The sequence below is a fragment of the Cellvibrio zantedeschiae genome (genome assembly GCF_014652535.1).
Taxonomy (GTDB): domain Bacteria; phylum Pseudomonadota; class Gammaproteobacteria; order Pseudomonadales; family Cellvibrionaceae; genus Cellvibrio; species Cellvibrio zantedeschiae.
The window spans coordinates 212036-230543 of sequence record NZ_BMYZ01000002.1 but is presented as its reverse complement, the minus strand read 5'-3'; the positions used below and the strand labels follow the sequence as shown (position 1 = coordinate 230543).

Genomic DNA, 18508 nt, shown 5'->3' with positions numbered 1-18508 from the left:
AAAAAAAATCCGGCCTAAAGCCGGATTTTTTATTTTACTAATCGTTAAATTTCCGGCTTTTTAGGAAACCACCGCTGAGCCAATTGGAAGACAACCACGAAAAATACCGGCACAAAGAATATTGCCAAAATAGTTGCCGATAACATGCCACCAAACACGCCAGTACCGATTGCATTTTGACTGCCTGAACCTGCGCCCGTGCTTATTACTAAAGGCGTCACCCCCAGCATAAAGGCGAGTGAGGTCATGATGATGGGACGCAAACGCATGCGCACGGCGTCCATAGTGGCATCAAACAAACTCATGCCTTGTTCATGTAAAGACTTGGCAAACTCTACAATTAAAATTGCGTTTTTGGACGCAAGACCAATAGTTGTTAGCAATCCAACCTGGAAGTAAACGTCATTGGAAAGACCTCTACCAATCGCAAACAGAACAGCACCGAGTACACCGAGCGGAACCACCAGCATTACAGCAAAAGGTACCGACCAACTTTCATAAAGTGCTGCAAGACAGAGGAAGACAACCAGAATTGATAGCGCATAAAGTAGCGGCGCCTGATTGCCTGATTGACGTTCTTGAAACGACATACCCGTCCATTGATAACCCACACCCGCCGGTAATTTTTTAACGATTTCTTCCACTGCGAGCATTGCGTCACCTGAGCTCACACCCGGCGCGCCTTGGCCGTTCACGTTAATGGATGAAACACCGTTGTATCGCTCCAGCCTGGGTGAACCAAAAATCCAGCGACCGGTAGTGAATGCCGAGAGCGGCACCATCTCACCTTTGTTGTTACGTGCGTACCAATTGCTTACGTCTTCTGGAAGCATGCGGAATTGTGCATCACCTTGCACAAATACTTTTTTCACACGCCCCCTATCAATAAAATCATTTACGTAAGAAGCAGCCCAAGCCGCATTGAACACACTATTTACATCACTTAGCGCTACGCCAAGGGCAGCTGCTTTTTCTTGATTTACATCCAACTTGAATTGCGGCGTGTCGTCCTGACCGTTAGGGCGAACGTTAACCAGACGCGAATCTTTTGATGCCATGCCAAGAAATTGGTTGCGCGCTTCAATCATTGCATCGTGCCCAATTCCGCCCAAATCTTGCAGCTGCAAATTAAAACCCGTTGATGTACCTAACTGAGTGATTGCAGGTGGAACGAAAGGGAAGATCATAGCCTCTTTGATTTTTGAAAAAGTACCCAGGGCGCGCTTAGCGATGCTTTGTACATCTTGGCCAGAACCGGTGCGCTCGCTCCAATCTTTTAAACTGACGAACGCGATCCCATTGTTTTGACCACGACCGCTAAAACTAAAACCAATCACTGAAAACACTGAGCGGATGTTATCTTTTTCCGTTTCAAGATAATGTTTTTCAATTTGGTTCATCACCGCAATTGAACGCTCTTTGGTCGCGCCTACAGGCAAAGACATTTGCGTATACATAAAGCCTTGGTCTTCGTCGGGCAAAAATGATGTTGGCAAACGTGTGAACAACAAACCCAGGACAACCACAATCGCAACATAAATCGCCATATAACGACCTGTGCGACCGAGCATGCCGCGCACGCTGGATTGGTAGCGAGTTGTCGCTTTATTGAAGTTGCGATTAAACCAACCGAAGAAACCTTTTTTCTCGTAGTGATTCTGATCCACTGGCTTCAATAGTGTTGCGCAAAGTGCTGGAGTGAGGGTTAATGCCACTACAACAGACAGCACCATAGCCGACACAATAGTGATAGAAAACTGGCGATAAATAACGCCTGTCGATCCACCAAAAAATGCCATGGGCACAAACACCGCAGCCAGCACCAATGCGATACCAATTAGAGCGCTGGTAATTTGCCCCATGGATTTTCGCGTAGCTTCGCGCGGCGATAACCCCTCTTCTGCCATCACCCGCTCTACGTTTTCTACCACCACAATGGCATCGTCCACCAATAAACCAATGGCGAGCACCATGGCAAACATGGTGAGCGTGTTAATTGAAAATCCACAAACAGAAAGCACACCAAAAGTACCCAGCAACACTATAGGCACTGCAATAGTAGGAATTAAAGTTGCGCGGAAATTTTGCAGGAATAAATACATCACCAAAAACACGAGGATGATTGCTTCAACCAGGGTTTCAACTACAGCTTTGATGGAGAGGCGAACGAAAGGTGTGGTATCCATGGGATAAACCACTTCCATTCCCTGCGGAAAAAATGCCGAGAGATCTTTAATGCGCGCGCGCACTGCATCGGCTGTATCCAACGCATTTGCCCCTGCCGCCAGGGTAATTGCCATACCTGTTGCGGCGCGATTGTTGTACTCGGTTTCAAATTGATAATTTTCACCACCGAGTTCAACTCGCGCTACATCTCCTAAACGAATTTGCGAGCCGTCGTTATTTACACGCAACAAAATATTTTTAAATTGTTCGGGTGTAGAAAGGCGCGTTTGCACCACGATACTCGCGTTGATTTGCTGGCCCGGCAATGCAGGTGTGCCGCCCAATTCACCCGCTGCAATTTGCGCGTTTTGCGCTTTGATCGCTGCAGTAACATCGGTTGTAGTTAAATTAAAGGTAGCGAGCTTGTTTGCATCCAACCACACACGCATGGCGTATTGCGAACCAAACAATGTGATTTGCCCAACACCGTTTACGCGGCTGAGTTGATCTTGCACGTTGGCGGCAACGTAGTCGGCAATATCGTATTTATCCATACGGCCATCGGCAGACACGAAACCAATAATCAACAAAAAGCCTGCGGAAGATTTGGTCACGCGAATGCCTTGCTGCTGAACTTCTTGCGGCAACAAGGGCATAACGGTTTGCAATTTATTTTGCACTTGAACTTGTGCGATATCCGGATTGGTGCCTGCAAGGAAGGTCAGGGTTACACCACCCGATCCGGTCGACTCACTGGTGGATGACATGTATTGCACATTATCGATACCCGTTAAGCCCTGCTCGATAATTTGGATCACAGTATCTTGAACAGTTTGTGCAGAAGCACCCGGGTAGTTAGCGCTAATACTCACCGACGGCGGTGCAACTTCCGGGTACTGGGCGATGGGCAAACGAAAAATCGAAAGCGCACCGGCCAGCATAATTAAAATCGCGATTACCCAGGCGAATACCGGGCGATCAATAAAGAACTTCGCCATGCTAATTACTCCCCGGTTTTAGTCGCGATTTTTGCAGGCACTGCCTTCACAGTCGCACCCGGTTTTGCTTTCTGCAATCCTTCTACGATCACCTGCTCGCCAACGGCCAAACCTTCCTCCACTAGCCATTTATCGCCAAGTGTTGTGCTGGTTTTAATCGGGCGAAGCTCAACTTTGCTTTCTTTATTGACCACCAAGGTTGTTGCACCACCGGAACGATCACGCGTTACACCTTGCTGCGGAATCAGGATTGCTTTGGCGTGAACGCCATCTTGCAGCTCTGCACGCACAAACATGCCTGGCAGCAATAATTTATCGGGGTTGGGGAAAAGCGCGCGCAACACCACCGTACCTGTAGTTTCACTTACGCCAACTTCGGAGAATTGCAAACGCCCTTCTTGTACATAAGGCGAGCTATCACTTAAGAGTAATTTCACTTTAGCTTCGCCGGGCGCAGACAGCTTGCCATTTTTAATTTGGCGACGAAGCTTGAGCATTTCATCGACCGATTGGGAGACATCAACATAGATCGGATCAAGCTGCTGGATGGTTGCCAAGACTTGCGCTTGCCCGGCGCTGACCAAGGCACCCTCAGTGACGCTGGATTTGCCGATAACACCGCTTATGGGCGCCAGGACTTTCGTATATTTAAGGTTGATGCGCGCATTCTCTGCGGAGGCTTTGGCAATCTCCACACCCGACTGGGCTTGCGCTAGTGCAGCAACTGAATCGTCCAGATCTTGCTGGCTAATGACTTTGCTAGCACCAAGGCTTTGCACACGATTGTGGCGCGCCTTGGCGGTGGTGAAATTGGCTTGTGCGCGGCTCAGGTCGGCTTCCGCACTGGAAAGCGCCGCCTCATAACTGGCGGGGTCGATTTGGTACAGCTGGGTACCGGCTTTGACTTCAGCGCCTTCGGTAAACAGACGCTTCTGGATGATGCCGCTCACTTGCGGGCGCACTTCAGCTTTGCGATAGGCAGAGGTTCGTCCCGGCAACTCCGAGGTAATAGTGGCGGAAGATTCGCCGACAACCACCACGCCCACTTCTGCAGGCGGAGCATCACCCGCACCTGCGGGCGCCTTGGGGCCACAAGCCGACAAAAGCCCAATAGATCCTGCAACCAATAAGGTTAAATATTTGCTACGCGACATGGTACACCTCTTCCAAAAACGCAATCCCTATAAGTGTGCCGGCATGGCACTAACTATCGAGACTAGAATTTATACATACACTTGTGAATGTATTTGTATTACAGCGAAATACTGCACTGGTTTCAACTTAAACCGCCGACAAAATCACAACATTAACAATCTTTGCACATATTAACCCTGTTTATTCCTTTTCAATGGCAAAGCTTGCAAAACGGCATTGACGAATGAATATGCTATGAATATAAAATACATACACTCGTGAATGTTTATATCCAAATTATCTCCAATCGACATCAGGAAAATCCGTGGCACGCAAAACCAAAGAAGATGCTATTGAAACCCGCAACCAATTACTGGATGCGGCAGAGAAAGTATTTTTTGAAAAAGGCTTTGGCCAAACCAGCTTGATGGATATCGCCGAAGCTGCAGGCCTCTCACGCGGTGCCATTTATTGGCATTTCAAAAACAAAAGCGACTTGTTAGAAGCCATGGCAGACCGCGTACGCTTGCCCCTGGAAAACCTTACCGATGCCTGTGCGGACCAAAACGAACCCAATCCACTGGGTAAATTGCGCGACTTTTGGATACAAGTGCTCAGGGACACCACCCGCAACCCGCGCCGTAAACGCGTACTCAGCATTTTGTTGTTCAAGTGTGAACTCAATAGTGAAGCCAAACAACTGGAGATTCGCCGCCAAACTGCCAGCCTCGAGTATTTGCAAGACATTGAACAATGTTTAAAAAACGCTATCGATAAAGGCCAACTTCCCACCAATTTAAATGTGCATCAGGCAGCCATTGCTAATCACGCACTTATTACCGGCTTGATCAGCAACTGGTTATTCCTGCCCGGTAGTTTTGATTTAGATAACTACGCAGAAGTTATGATCGACAGCTATTTGTTTATGCTGAAAAACAATCCTGAATTGCGGGTAAAAGAGTAAGTGTTTTACCAAGCTAAAAGTCACTCCTTATCGAGAAGGACTATTTTTGATATACAAAAATATAAAACTCGAGCGCAGTACTACAAAGCAATTGGAATTGGATCTTGAGGATTATATAGTTGGTGCAGTTTAAGTTAGCCCCCACATACCTAGGATCTATAAATGACAAACTTAACTAAATATGTTATTGCTCTCATTGCATTTATTTTTTTATCGTTTTCTTGTGCAGCCGATACTACCCCTGAAGATAAAATTAATTCTATTGAAGGAGTTTATAAACGTAGATTTGAGAACATGCTTTATGATGGGTCAGGTGAGAAATTTACCTCAGAGGATGTTGTAGAGATAGTTCGATATTCATCTGACGCTGTTTATTTTAGAGCTGCACTAAAATTTGCAAATGGTCATGCATGTTCTATATGGGGCATAGCTAAATACGACAATGGTTCATATATCTATAAAAGTAACGAAAAACCTATAGTCAGCGAAATGCAACCTTGTACATTGAAAATCTCTTCCGACAATGAATATTTAACATTAACTGACACGTTAACCGAAGATTCCTCTGGAACCTGCCGGCAGCATTGCGGAGCAAGAGGCAGCTTATCAAATTATAAAATAGCTATATCCCAAAAACGTAAAATACGATACATGCCTATTATATTAAAATCAGTTCAATATTCTGAATCTGTAAGCGCTTATAACGAAGCCAGCACATTAAAATGAGCACTTAATTAACTGTGAGATTTTCGTTTTTATAAGAGGTAATCCTAGACTTATCCACGGGATTCAATATGCAATTCACACCAACTCATATGGTGTCAGGGCATTTTAATAAAAGCTATTTTACAAAGTAGATTAGAGAGCGCGGCTTATTTTTTGGTGCATGATTAATAATTCATTTGATCCACTCCCATTACTTAAGCCTTTAACTTACTCGCTCCTAAAGAAGCAAACGTGTCGTCAATATAAGTTTGAAAATTAGGAAATCTAAAATGCTTTTGTGGTTGATTGTTGGATGCGAAATAGGGTTTTGGATTATTCTATTTTTGGGTTTATTTATTCGATACGCTTTGAAATTTCCAAAAACAAGTAAAGCTGTTTTGCTTTGTGTTCCCCTGCTGGATCTTATCCTATTAGTTGCAACAGCAATTGATCTTCACCATGGTGCTACCGCTGAATTCGCCCACGGGCTTGCCGCTGTGTATCTCGGATTCACAGTCGTTTATGGTGGCCCACTAATAAAGTGGCTAGATCAATACGCGGCCTATAAATTTCAATCGGGTGAAAAAATTGAAGCAGAACAAAAATATGGTTGGAGCCATACCCTGGATGAATGGAAACAATGGCTAAAAGGCGTTGCAGCGGGAGCCATAGCAGCAGCTTTGCTATTTCTCGCTATCAGCTACGTAAACCAACCTGAAAAAACCAAATTACTTTACGACTGGTTTCAGTATATTTTTTGGGTTCTGCTCATATGGCTTGTGTGCTGGCCAGTTTGGTATAGCTTATTTCCAAAAAAAGCTACTTCGTAAAACCATCTCAAGCGCAAACTAAAACAAGTGTCCAGACTCGCTTGCTGGTGAAATTTAAGTATAAGTTGTCACTGTCATAAATCTAACATCAAATTCTTGTCAAATAGCGCTATTCAGGCGCAGGTGTTACGCCATGCGCCACCATTTGGCAAGAGTGTTCGCATGGGCTCGCTAAAAGTTATTCATTTTGTGACGGGCGGATTTTCCGGCTCCACGTCCGTGGCAATCGAATTGGTAAAAGCCAGTTTGGGTAATCCACAATTTGAAAGCTTATTAGTGTTGCGTCGCAAAAAAGCCAAACACGACAAAAAAATACAGCAATTGCGCGATCAGGAAATCCCGGTTGAGTGCGTAACCAGTTGGTCAAGCATTGCCACCATTTTTGCGTTGGTAAAAATTTGCCGACAATTCAAACCCGACATTATTGTGTGCCACGGTTTTAGTGAACATTTGTGGGGTCGATACGCAGGGCTAATTGCTGGCGTTCCGCATTTGATTCACGTTGAACATAATTCCCGCGAGCGCTACACACCCTGGCGCTTGTTTCAAGCACGATGGTTAGCACGGTACACCGATAAAATTGTGGGCTGTTCCGAGGGTGTGCGGCAAGAATTGTTACGATTGAAATTTCCCGCCGAAAAAACTATTACCATCAATAACGGCATTAATTTATTGCCCTACGATCCAAGCACATCTATTCCACTTAGAGAGCGCGAAAATGGCATTGTGATGGCGGCGCGTTTTGCAAAACAAAAAGATCACCTTACGTTGATTAAAGCGGTCGCGCTCTTACGTGAAAAAAATATGTTTCCTCCACTATATTTGGCTGGCGCAGGCAGCAAGAAACATATAAAGCGAGCCAAAAAACTGGTGAAGGAACTACAGCTTAAGGATCAGGTTAAGTTTTTAGGATTTAGTAAAAATGTACCCGAGTTATTAGCCAAAAATAAAGTTTGCGTATTGGCCACCCATTACGAGGGAATGCCTTTGTCTGTGTGCGAAGGCATGGCGTCCGGGTGCGTAGTTGTAGGCTCAGACGTGGTGGGTGTAGGCGAGCTTATCCAGCAAAGTGTTGACGGATTATTAGCAACACCAAACTCTCCCGAATCACTCGCCAACAGTTTACACATAGCTCTCGTCAATAGTTACTTTACCGATCAGCTCGCCAAAAACGCGCAGGCGCGTGCGATGCAATATTTTAGTCTGGACCGCATGGTGAGCAATTATGAAAACCTATTTTTATCGCTAATTCGCCAACCAGAAGCTGTATTTCGCGAATCGCTGTTTTACTAAATAAGAAGTATGAAAGCTAAATATTGGTTGAGCATTCTTATTCCGGTTTACAACGTTGAAGACTATTTACGCGAGTGCCTTGCTTCGGTCTTATCGCAAGTGGATAGCCGCATTGAAATTATCCTCCTTGATGATTGCTCCACCGATAATTCGCTTAAGGTGCTGACCGGGTTTATCGCACAAGTCTCCATTCCCATAAAAATAATGCAACACAACAAAAACAGCGGTTTGAGCGCAGCGCGCAATTCCATGTTGGAAGCAGCACAAGGCACTTACCTGTGGTTTTTGGATTCCGATGATCTTATGGAAGCAGGCGCAATCCAACAATTAAAAACTATTGTGGACGACCACTCGCCGGATTTGGTGATGTGTGATTTCCGCGTATTGCGCGAGCGCCAGCGTCTAAAACATAAATTACGCGGCGAAGATCACCGTGTGTCTTTCGTGGGTGAACCCAACACACTCTTGCGAGATCCCGTCGCCCTATTTTACGGTTTATATAAAAAAGGAGAATTGCACGCGTGGTCGAAAATTTCAAAACGTAGTCTCTGGGGCGAGGATTTACGCTTTCCACCCGGGCGTTACATGGAAGATATGGTTACCACACCGCGCTTGGCTTTGCGCGTAAGCAGCTATTTTTATTGCCCGCAAGTTTGGGTAGCTTACCGACAGCGACAAGGCAGCATACTTGCTACCACTAGCGAAAAAAAGATTGAAGATGCTGCACTAGGTTGCGCTGGAATTTTAGATTTATGGCTGCAAAAACATCCGCAACTTTCCAGCAAGATTCGCCTTGCATTCAGCCATTATTGCGCGCGTACGCACTATGTTGTCATGCGTGATTTACGGCGATTGAAACCGAACCTCTATGCGCAACAGAAAGAAAACTATCGCCAACAATTATTTAATAATATTCACTGGAACAAATTAGAACTCTGCTGGCAGTACAGCAAACGCGGTTTATTTTCACGGCTGTTAAGATTCCTGCTTAAGCATTAATAAACTTTAATTAGCCTTGAGGATATGAGGCCTTGATGAATTCGCAAAAAATTATTATTTGTATGAAATGGGGAAAAAAATTTGGCCCCGAATATGTAAACAGGCTTTACGCTATGGCGAAGCGTAATATTACCGGTGAGTTTCGCTTGGTATGTTTCACCGATAATCCTCTCGGCCTGCGGCCGGAAGTTGAAACGCGTCAGCTACCTGAGTTGGGTTGCGAACATCCTGAGCGCACTATTGGAAAATGGCCAAAGGTTGCACTCTGGGGCGCAGAGTTGGGTGGGCTTTCTGGCCCGGTGTTATTTGTAGATTTGGACTCGGTGATTATTAATAATATCGACGATTATTTTAGTTACGGTTCTCCAGATGATGTGATTCTAGCTCGCAATTGGGCCAAACCTTTTTCTGGCATGGGGCAAACATCAATCTTTAGATTTCCCGTTGGAAAAAATAGCCACATATTGAAAAATTTCCGCGCATCAGCCCAAAGCATTGCGGATAAATATAAATTTGAACAGCATTACATTACATCATCAGTGACGGGAGGAATTAAATTTTGGCCGGAGAATTGGACACGCCATTTTCGTTTGCACTGCTTGCCGATTTTTCCGCTGCGCTATTTTGTAAGGGCGAAATTTCCGAAGGCTGCAAAAGTAGTTACTTTTCCCGGCGGCCCTAATCCCAGCGATATTATTTTGGGGCGCTGGGATGAGGATTTCCACCCATTCCAAAGTGGAAAACAACATATTGCCAACGCGCTTGCGAATTCATTTTCGCCCAAAGAGCGTTGGCGCTACATTAAACGTTATGTATTGCCTTGCGATTGGATTAGGGAACATTGGCGGGAGTAACCCGCCTTGCCTGAAGGCCCAGCGATTGACATTACTGCAAACGTCTGTAGACTGGCCGGAGCTTGAAAGCACGCTTAATATTTATGCATCACTTCGAAGTTCCAATCTAGTACTCGTCCTGTAACATAAGTAATTCCCGAATTTTCAGCACAACGCCCTTCCGGGTAAAATCACTTTTGTATATAGGTAATATCATGTCTAAGACTACTACTGGCACCGTAAAATGGTTCAACGAAGCTAAAGGTTTCGGTTTCATTCAACAAGAATCTGGTGCAGACGTTTTTGCTCACTTCAGCGCTATTGCGGGTACAGGTTTCAAAACCTTGACTGAAGGCCAGAAAGTTAGCTTCACCGTAACTCAAGGCCAAAAAGGCCCACAAGCTGAAAATATTCAAGCTATCTAATTAGGTAGTTTATTGGCGATTCAGGTCGCTATATGACAGCTAAAAAGGCGAAATCTTCGGATTTCGCCTTTTTTATTGCCTAAATATGCTTGAGCTAAATTGTTTTGGCGAAAATTAATCCACCCCAGACCACATTCCGGTCACCATCCCCGTGCTTGATTTCCGAGGATTGCGCGCGTAACACATAGCTCACGCGATAACCTTGCCGAAAGGCATAGGTGTAGCCTGCCCATGCCTCAGCTATAACAGGGCGCAAACCAGAATAGGAGTAAGAAAAATCTGAATCGCGGAATTGTCCTTGTAAAAAAGCATTGTAGAACCGCGCTTTTAAGGCAAAACCCGCCCAGAAATAATGCTCATTGGTACTTGAGGTGTTATTGCTGTAAGTCGATTTTTCACCATAGCTGATTAAATCAGGGTTGAAACTCGCCCAGGGGCTAACAATTTTTCCCGCGCGAAGACTTAACCCCCAACTGGTTTCAGTCAAATAGCCAACTGACGCTTGCAACGTGCTTTTCAATTCAAGCGAATCTGACGAGATGTCCAGATAATCCTGTCGCGCAATCACATAGCGCCCGGTCAGCTCGCCACCATCGCTGATTTGATGGTTCCAGCCGCGCGCATCTTTGCTTTCGGTACTTTGGTGAGCTGCATTTTGTAAATCGCCCACAAAGCTAAGCCCTAATAACCCTATGGTTAAGGTCGTATTCCAGGCCACATTGTTGGCTGTGTCTATCTGCTCGTGGGAGCTGGAAAAATACACGAGGCTCGCGTAGGGGCGATCAGTCTCGTTAATGGTCGTACGCTCAAGTTCTTTTGGCGTAAATCCATATAACCCCACCTCAACACTGTAATTATTCACCGAGCCCAAATGATCAACCTTTAACAACCGATCAATAGCAGCCAGTGGAGTTTTGAGGGAGATGTCCGCATGGGCTGCACTTTCCCCTGAGTAAGTCAGGTTGGTGCCATAGGTATAATCGCGATCGCGATGGCCAGGTGCCAACAGGTCGTTGTCAAAGGCTAGCGCCCAACTGGTCTTGCTTTTTTTCGCATCAGCCGTGATTAGCGGACGCTTTTCATCATCCACCAAAGAAGCCAATTGCAGCCACTCTGTTTGCGGGCTCTTCACCAAATAATCGCTATTGTCTGCATGCGCAAAATGGCTAACAGCAATCAATAAAATAACCGCAAAGATTTGCAGCAACAAAGCACGAACGTAAAGTAAGTTTTGCAAGAACACCGTAGTTTGGGTGTGGGTGCATTGAGCCGAAGCGGGCGCTGCACTGTTAAAAGGTTGAATAACAGACGGGCCAAATTCAGGAAGCGACTGGGTATTTGCAACTGAAAATCCAGCGGGTGCGAGTGCATATTCCTTGGAATCGATCAAACCATTCATAAATTTCACCACTTAAATGACCAGTCGTCTTCTTTTTGATCCAGCGTTTATGCGGCTTTTGGCCACCGTTGATGGAGCATTAATAGGGCGAGGATATAGGTCGTTAGCAGATAATTAAGTGCGCTTAATTACCTAAGAATCAATTTGTAAGATGTTAATTGCCTAAAAGACTAGGCAGGGTCAATAAAAAAGCATCGAGAGGTTCGCGACACTTGGTTGCTTTCATACGCATCAAGGTGCCTTCCCAGGCATTAAACAAGAATTCAGCGAGCGCGCTTGCGGAAACAGAGCTTTTCAGGCTCCCATCCAGTCTCGCTTCTTCCAACAAGTCCTCCACCATTTGGGTCTTGTTGCGCATCATTTGCCGCACCTTGATCCGAATAGCTTCGTTAGAATCCGACATTTCCTGGCACATATTGCCAATAAAACAGCCGCCGTTGAGATTGGAATCACAGCCCGGCACACTGCTTTCAAAGAAATTCTTTAAGCGTTCAAGCGGCGGAACCTTGCGGTCGCCCACCAGACGCTTGCTGGCCTGAATGCGCTCTTCTGCAACCATTTCAATGGCAGCAAGGGCAAAGTCTTCCTTACTTTTAAAGTAAGTGTAGAAAGACCCTTTGGGCACATTGGCAGCGTCGACTATGTCTTGAATGCTGGTACCGTTATAGCCACGGGTAGCCATGACCTTGATTCCAGCCTCAAGTAAATAATCTTTTTTAAGTTCGCGTTTGCTCATGGGGGCAATAATATGACCAGTCGTCTTTTTTTTCAAGTAATGGCTTAGAATCTTTTTATTTAATTTCGACGACACAGCCTAAGGATCAGTTCTTGCGTCATGCTTTCACTTTCCTCCACACCCAACATGGCACCTCCCACTTTGGGTTTTTCCTTAAAGTAGGTGGTTCCCTACCCCCTCCAAATTGATACTCGTCCCTACCTGCTGTCAGCCAAGTGCCACTGAATCCAACAGCGAGGAAGAATAACAATAAGTCATCAAGACCTTCAGGCCCAAATGCTTACAGAGGCGATCCAACAGCCGACACCTCTAATCCTCCCGATTTCGGGTGTTGAAACTCCACAACAATAAAGATTTGAGAAACTCGATATGAATAGAATCCTTTCACAGTGGATGCGCTCGGCCGGGCGTTTATCTCACACCAAAACCCTAATCAGTGCAGCTTGCGGTATAGCCTTGGCTATGAGCGCCAACGCCGCAGTTGAACCTATCACGACCCAGGGCAACCAAGTGCTATTTGGCGGTAAGCCGGGAAGTGTTTCCGGGATGAGCCTGTTTTGGGACATTTGGGGCTTTGAAAAATATTACAACGGCAGCACCGTAGGCTGGCTTGCGACAGACTGGAACGCAAAATTAATTCGCGCAGCCATTGCGGTAGAAGAAGGCGGTGCGGATAGCGTTCTGGCCAACCCGGCCATGCACAAAGCTCGTGTTAAAGCCGTGGTTGATGCAGCAGTTGCCAACGATATGTACGTTATTATCGATTGGCACACTCACCATGTGGGCGGAAATATCACCAGTGCCGCTATCAGCTTTTTTACCGAAATGGCACAAACCTACAAAAACACTCCTAACGTAATTTTTGAGATTTTTAACGAGCCCTGGAGCGATGTTTATTGGGATTCGCAAATCAAGCCCTACGCCTTGCAAGTGATTCCAGCCATTCGCAATACGGGTGCAAAAAACCTAATCATTGTAGGCACCCGCTCATGGTCACAGCGCGTGGATGAAGCTGCAGCCAACCGAATTACCGGCTACGAAAACATTGCCTATACCCTTCACTTTTATGCCGGAACCCACGGCCAATGGCTGCGTGATACCGCGCAAGGCGCCTTAAATGCAGGCATTCCGCTATTCGTTACCGAATGGGGCTCTGTAAACGCTGACGGTAACGGCGGCGTGAACAGCGGTGAAACCTGGGCATGGGTGGACTTCATGAAGAAGAACAACATCAGCAATGCCAACTGGGCGGTAAGTGATAAAGCAGAAGGTGCATCTGCACTGACTCCAAACACTGGTGCCTCAGGTTGGGCGAACAATCAGCTCACTGCGTCTGGTGCTTTAGCGAAAGATATTATTTCCCATTGGCCACAAGCAGGTGGCGGTGGTGGTGGTGGATCTGGTTGCGCTGAAGTTGCACTGCCCGGCACTGTCCAGGCGGAAGCCTATTGCGATATGAGCGGCGTTAAAACCGAAACCACCAGCGATACTGGCGGTGGCTCAAACCTGGGTTACATAGATACGGGCGATTGGATGAAGTACGACGTGGACATTCCCACCGCCGGTACTTATACAGTTTCGTACCGTGTGGCTGCTGCCGCAGCGGGTGGCGTGATCCAGCTGGAAAAAGCGGGTGGAACTCCGGTCTATGGTACGGTCAATGTTCCTGCTACCGGTGGTTGGCAAACCTGGACTACTGTTTCCCACTCGGTGCAATTGCCTGCCGGCAAGCAAAGCCTTGGTATCGCAGCTAAAACTGGCGGCTTCAATCTTAACTGGATTAAGGTAGAAGGCTCCGGCTCAAGCTCCAGCGGTTCTTCCAGCTCATCCGGCTCTACACCACTCGCTACCATTCAGGCAGAAAGCTTCTCGCAAATGAGCGGCGTTCAAACTGAAGGCACCAGCGATGTCGGCGGAGGCTTGAACGTGGGCTACATAGATGCAGGCGATTGGCTGTCATACGCAACCACGGGTGTGAATATTCCCGAAACTGGCACTTATACGGTGGAATTCCGCGTGGCGAGCGCAACGGGCGGCGGTTCACTATCCTTTGAAGAAGCTGGCGGCGTACCTTCCTACACGACTTTGTATCTGCCTAACACCGGCGGCTGGCAAACCTGGACCACTGTGAAAAGCACCATCACGCTCACTGCAGGTGTTCATAAGTTTGGTATTAAAGCCAACAACGGTGGTTGGAATCTCAACTGGTTCAGCATTACCAAGGGCGTGAAATAAACGCACTCCCCGCACAACAATTTCACATCCTGCTTAGGCGCCCTCACAAGGCGCCTTTTTATTTTAGTGCTGATCACCACGCTGGCGTGCACGATACTGTGAAGGTGTCATACCTACAATGCGCTTAAAAAAACGATGGAATGCCGACTGACTGTTGAAGCCGGATTTATAAATAATATCCAGAATCGTATCTTCTTTACTTTCATCTGCAACCAACAAACGTTTGGCTTCCTCGATACGATAAGCATTCACAAATTCAAAAAAATTGGAGCCATAGTGGGCGTTAATAATCGTAGACACATCACGCGCACGCAGGCCAATTTGTTCAGAAAAACGTTCAAGGTTTAACTGGCTCTCCAGATACAATTTTTGTTCTTGCATCGCCCGGTCAATAAGAATAATTTTTTCGTCCAGGTGTGGAAGTTCAGCAACCTTAACGGGCACCTCTACCGCCACCTCGTGCAACAATTGGCGCGTGTTGACCAGACCAAACACAAAGAGCACATTGACTAAAACAACAGTGAAATAATTATTGAGCGTGCCTACCAAATCATTCATGTCACCACTGAGATAGCCACCGGCAAAATAGCCAACGAAAGACCATAACCAGTGAATAAAAAATCCTCCCAGTACAATCTCCGCCCAGCGCAATTCATTGCTGGCAATCATCGAATAGATTTGTTTTTGGCGTTGGCGCAAACGGTATTCAGCGTAAAAACACGCAAGCACGTAAACCAGTGGCAAACAACGCACTATCGCCCAAATAAATTTAATGACAGCGCGATCAATTGCTGCCAGGTTTGGCCAATTCCACGGAAGCCATGCAATAACATTGACCCTGAAAACAATAATTAATACAGATACCACCATTGCTGGAACAAGGTGAAGCAGATTGCGCCACTGAAAAATATCCAAAGGTTCAGATAAGGAGCGCAAATAAAAATATAAAGTCGGCCCCTGCAGCAATAAACAACAGGATAAAACCAGGGGAACTAAACTCCAGGTCGCTATCTCCACCGTCTGCATATAGCTATTCCACGTCACTGTAGTGGCAACAAGCGTACCGGCAACAAGGAAAAAGAATAGTGATAGTAAATTGCGCGACTGAACCTGCTTGCTGGGCATGAGCTTAAACAACGCACAAAGCAACAAGGTTTCTGCAAAGGTGAGAATTAAAATAACTTCGTGCAAATTCAGAAAAGTATTTTTCATTATTATTGCTCGTACTGCTGGAGAGGCCCTGCGAACTGAAACGAAAATTCCAGTCACATATACTTATATTTTAGCTAATCATAGCAGCTGCCCCAGTCCTCCGCCTGTCTTCGATAAGAACACCTTATAGATGAAACCGTTTACCTCAAATTAAATTTGGGCGTTTGGTTATATTCTTGAATAGTGTCGAAATGACATTAAGTATTTACTAATAGGTTTTCAAAATGATTTTCATCCACGCACTGGAATGCTTTTTGAATAATCATTTAAAAATGCAGTGCTTTGCGTAATCTTTAGCTTCATTTGCCGTCCAATCGCCTTTGGATTTCTTTTCCATTTTTTCACACCATTCAGGGCTCCCTACTTTAGGTGCACAAGCGTTAAGAATTAAACAGGCGAATACCGCTAACAGAATATTTTTCATATAAACAATCTCTTTATCGTTAATAAAATTATTGAGCTTTTTGGTCGTTGATTAGCGCAATTAAATGCTCAGCCAAATGATCATAGACTGCACGTATGCGCGGATTGCTACGTAACTCCAGCGGAGCGGTTAACCAAACCGGCGAATCGCCAATCCAATTCTCCGGCAGTACGCGCACGAGTTGTGGATGGCGCGCAGCCAATAATACAAAACCAAATCCTATCCCCATTCCATCCAGCATCGCCTGCCAACAAACAAGTTGATTATCGCAGCGCACAGCGAAAGATTCGCGTGTCAATTCAACGCCCAGGGCGCGAGTGTGTTTGATGATGGCCGGGTTTTTGTCGTAACCAATCCAGTCAAACTCGCCCATAGTGTCGGGCGAAAACGGAATATTTTTTTGCTCTAAATAAGCTTTGCTCGCGTAACCGCCCATTTTTAAATTACCCAGGTGACGTGCAACAAGCGTATCTTGTTCAGGCTTGGTCATGCGAATGGCGATATCAGCCTCACGCTCCAGCAAATTATCCAGCGAATTATTGGCCACAATTTCGAGTTGAATGTCGGGATACTTATGACGCAAGCTCGCCAGAATCGGTGGTAGCAAAAAAGTACTGGTCAATTCACTCGCCGTAATCCGCACCGTACCCTTAAGCGATTGGCTTTGGCCGGAGGCCGCGAGCTGTAGCGAATGGGCCGCCTGCTGCATTTGTTTTGCAGGGTATACCAGCGCTTCGCCCGCCGCCGTCAGCACACTGCCGCGCGCACCGCGCGTAAATAAAGCCGCACCAATCTCTGCCTCCAATGCTGCAATTTGCCGGCTCAGGGTTGGCTGGGTTGCACCTATAGCCTCGGCTGCACGCGCCACCGCGCCGTGCTCAACCACGGCCAAAAACGCCTGCACCAAGCTCCAATCAAAATTTAACCGATTCGAGTTATCCAATTCTGTATAGCTCCTATACCGCTATCGATATTGTTGCGGATACCAAATCCGCCCAAAATGAATCCAACAAGACAAACAATTTTTTGCAACACCGCATCAATCGCAAGGCACCCAAGGAGTATTCCATGAAAGCACTTTATCGTTATTTTTTACATTCACCCAAAACACTCACGCTGGTTTTGCTCACAGTAGCCTCATTAGTATTTAACCTCTGGGCATCGCGGATTTTGACCGAAAGCTATGTTGCATCCAAGTTTCCTGTTCCCTACTTTGTAGCGCAATTGTCGTTTAATCCAGAACAATTAAAAACCTGGTACGCATTTTTGATCGAGCATGGCACGCTCAACAAATACCTGCAAACCCAACATATAGATTCGCTATTTATTTTATCCACACTTTTGTTGCACAGTTTTGCGCTGGTTCTTATCTCGCGTTTATTCGTAGCAGAAAGTAAAGGGCGAAAAGTTATGGTGATATGTGCATTAATTTCCGCGATTGCACCTATTAGCGACCAATTGGAAAATCTGGTTTCCTATATTATGCTCGCCGACCCGCAAGGTTTCTTTAACGGCTTAGCCTACATCTACTCCAGCTTTGCGGCGACTAAATTTGCATTCTTTGTGTTCGCCTACCTGGCCGCACCACTGGGCATATTGGCAGCTGCAATCAGCTTCCTGTTAAGCCGTATTGCCTTAAATCGCCGCGCTGATGGCTATGCGAAATAACTGAATTTAGCTTTATCAATACATACACAAATCAATAAGGATACATCATGAACAAACCTAAACTGTTTATTGCTAGCGCCTCACTTATGGCTTTACTTGTCAGCACTAACCTTTCTGCTGCCGAACTGATAGTAGAGGTAGAAAATATTCAAGATATAAAAGGCACGCTGTATTTTTCGCTCTACAAGGACGAAAAAGGTTTTAACGCAAATGAAAATTTTGTCGCACGCCAAAGAGTGAGCGTAGATAAAAAAACCGTACAAGTAAATTTTGGTGATGTTCCCGCAGGCGAATACGCCGTAAAAGCTTATCAGGATGTAAATGACAACGGAAAAATGGATTTCAACGGCGCCATGCCAGCAGAACCTTATGGCACCAGCAGCAAGAGCAAAGAAATAGCACCACCAAGCTTCACAAGCGCTAAATTTACCTTGGATAAAAATCAGAAAGTTCAGGTTAATTTATTAAAGTGAGTTAAAAAAAAGAG

17 protein-coding genes are annotated in these 18508 nt (G+C 45.9%); 10 read left to right on the top strand and 7 right to left on the bottom strand.

Going from position 1 to position 18508, the window contains the following annotated elements; translation table 11 throughout:
* Positions 1-44: 44 nt before the first annotated feature.
* Positions 45-3164, bottom strand: a complete 3120-nt coding sequence (locus tag IE104_RS11755) for an efflux RND transporter permease subunit (protein WP_189418783.1) — start codon at positions 3162-3164, stop codon at positions 45-47.
* Positions 3165-3169: 5 nt separating this feature from the next.
* The gene (locus IE104_RS11750; RefSeq protein WP_189418781.1) at positions 3170-4318 is read right to left on the bottom strand and encodes an efflux RND transporter periplasmic adaptor subunit; all 1149 of its coding nucleotides are present in this window, start codon (positions 4316-4318) and stop codon (positions 3170-3172) included.
* Positions 4319-4623: 305 nt separating this feature from the next.
* Here IE104_RS11750 and IE104_RS11745 point away from each other — a divergent pair, with 305 nt between their 5' ends.
* From IE104_RS11745 to IE104_RS11715, 7 genes are all read left to right on the top strand, one after another.
* The gene (locus tag IE104_RS11745) at positions 4624-5262 is read left to right on the top strand and encodes a TetR family transcriptional regulator (protein WP_189418779.1); all 639 of its coding nucleotides are present in this window, start codon (positions 4624-4626) and stop codon (positions 5260-5262) included.
* Between the two features lie 162 nt (positions 5263-5424).
* Complete coding sequence (locus IE104_RS11740; RefSeq protein WP_189418778.1) at positions 5425-5988, top strand: hypothetical protein; 564 nt, start codon at positions 5425-5427, stop codon at positions 5986-5988.
* A 347-nt stretch (positions 5989-6335) separates the two neighbouring features.
* Positions 6336-6797 carry a hypothetical protein gene (locus IE104_RS11735; RefSeq protein WP_229837873.1) on the top strand — a complete coding sequence of 154 codons (462 nt, stop codon included), beginning with the start codon at positions 6336-6338 and terminating at the stop codon, positions 6795-6797.
* A 162-nt stretch (positions 6798-6959) separates the two neighbouring features.
* Positions 6960-8090: a glycosyltransferase gene (locus tag IE104_RS11730; protein WP_189418774.1), complete on the top strand. Its 1131-nt coding sequence runs from the start codon at positions 6960-6962 to the stop codon at positions 8088-8090.
* A gap of 9 nt (positions 8091-8099) precedes the next feature.
* Entirely contained in the window at positions 8100-9089 is a 990-nt protein-coding gene (locus tag IE104_RS11725; RefSeq protein WP_189418773.1) for a glycosyltransferase family 2 protein, read from the top strand.
* Positions 9090-9202: 113 nt separating this feature from the next.
* Positions 9203-9943, top strand: coding sequence for a hypothetical protein (locus IE104_RS11720; protein ID WP_229837871.1), 741 nt, complete (start codon positions 9203-9205; stop codon positions 9941-9943).
* A 194-nt stretch (positions 9944-10137) separates the two neighbouring features.
* Positions 10138-10347, top strand: a complete 210-nt coding sequence (locus IE104_RS11715; RefSeq protein WP_189418769.1) for a cold-shock protein — start codon at positions 10138-10140, stop codon at positions 10345-10347.
* 94 nt (positions 10348-10441) lie between these two features.
* On the opposite strand, the gene IE104_RS11710 is transcribed toward IE104_RS11715, so the two are convergent.
* Together IE104_RS11710 and IE104_RS11705 are read right to left on the bottom strand one after the other, a co-directional pair.
* Entirely contained in the window at positions 10442-11746 is a 1305-nt protein-coding gene (locus IE104_RS11710; RefSeq protein ID WP_189418768.1) for a lipid A deacylase LpxR family protein, read from the bottom strand.
* A 154-nt stretch (positions 11747-11900) separates the two neighbouring features.
* A complete protein-coding gene (locus IE104_RS11705) occupies positions 11901-12518 on the bottom strand; it encodes a TetR/AcrR family transcriptional regulator (protein WP_229837869.1) in 618 nt (205 codons plus the stop codon).
* Between the two features lie 333 nt (positions 12519-12851).
* Here IE104_RS11705 and IE104_RS11700 point away from each other — a divergent pair, with 333 nt between their 5' ends.
* Positions 12852-14717: a carbohydrate-binding protein gene (locus tag IE104_RS11700; RefSeq protein ID WP_189418766.1), complete on the top strand. Its 1866-nt coding sequence runs from the start codon at positions 12852-12854 to the stop codon at positions 14715-14717.
* 63 nt (positions 14718-14780) lie between these two features.
* Here IE104_RS11700 and IE104_RS11695 read toward each other — a convergent pair whose 3' ends face one another.
* The 3 genes from IE104_RS11695 to IE104_RS11685 form a co-directional block, all read right to left on the bottom strand.
* Positions 14781-15929 (bottom strand): helix-turn-helix domain-containing protein, encoded by a 1149-nt coding sequence (locus tag IE104_RS11695; protein WP_189418764.1) that lies wholly within the window; start codon positions 15927-15929, stop codon positions 14781-14783.
* 262 nt (positions 15930-16191) lie between these two features.
* Entirely contained in the window at positions 16192-16353 is a 162-nt protein-coding gene (locus tag IE104_RS11690; RefSeq protein ID WP_189418762.1) for a DUF3012 domain-containing protein, read from the bottom strand.
* Between the two features lie 28 nt (positions 16354-16381).
* Positions 16382-17296, bottom strand: coding sequence for a LysR family transcriptional regulator (locus tag IE104_RS11685; RefSeq protein WP_189418761.1), 915 nt, complete (start codon positions 17294-17296; stop codon positions 16382-16384).
* A 125-nt stretch (positions 17297-17421) separates the two neighbouring features.
* Here IE104_RS11685 and IE104_RS11680 point away from each other — a divergent pair, with 125 nt between their 5' ends.
* Positions 17422-18021, top strand: a complete 600-nt coding sequence (locus tag IE104_RS11680) for a hypothetical protein (protein ID WP_189418759.1) — start codon at positions 17422-17424, stop codon at positions 18019-18021.
* A 47-nt stretch (positions 18022-18068) separates the two neighbouring features.
* Positions 18069-18494 carry a DUF2141 domain-containing protein gene (locus IE104_RS11675; protein ID WP_189418757.1) on the top strand — a complete coding sequence of 142 codons (426 nt, stop codon included), beginning with the start codon at positions 18069-18071 and terminating at the stop codon, positions 18492-18494.
* Positions 18495-18508 lie beyond the last annotated feature (14 nt).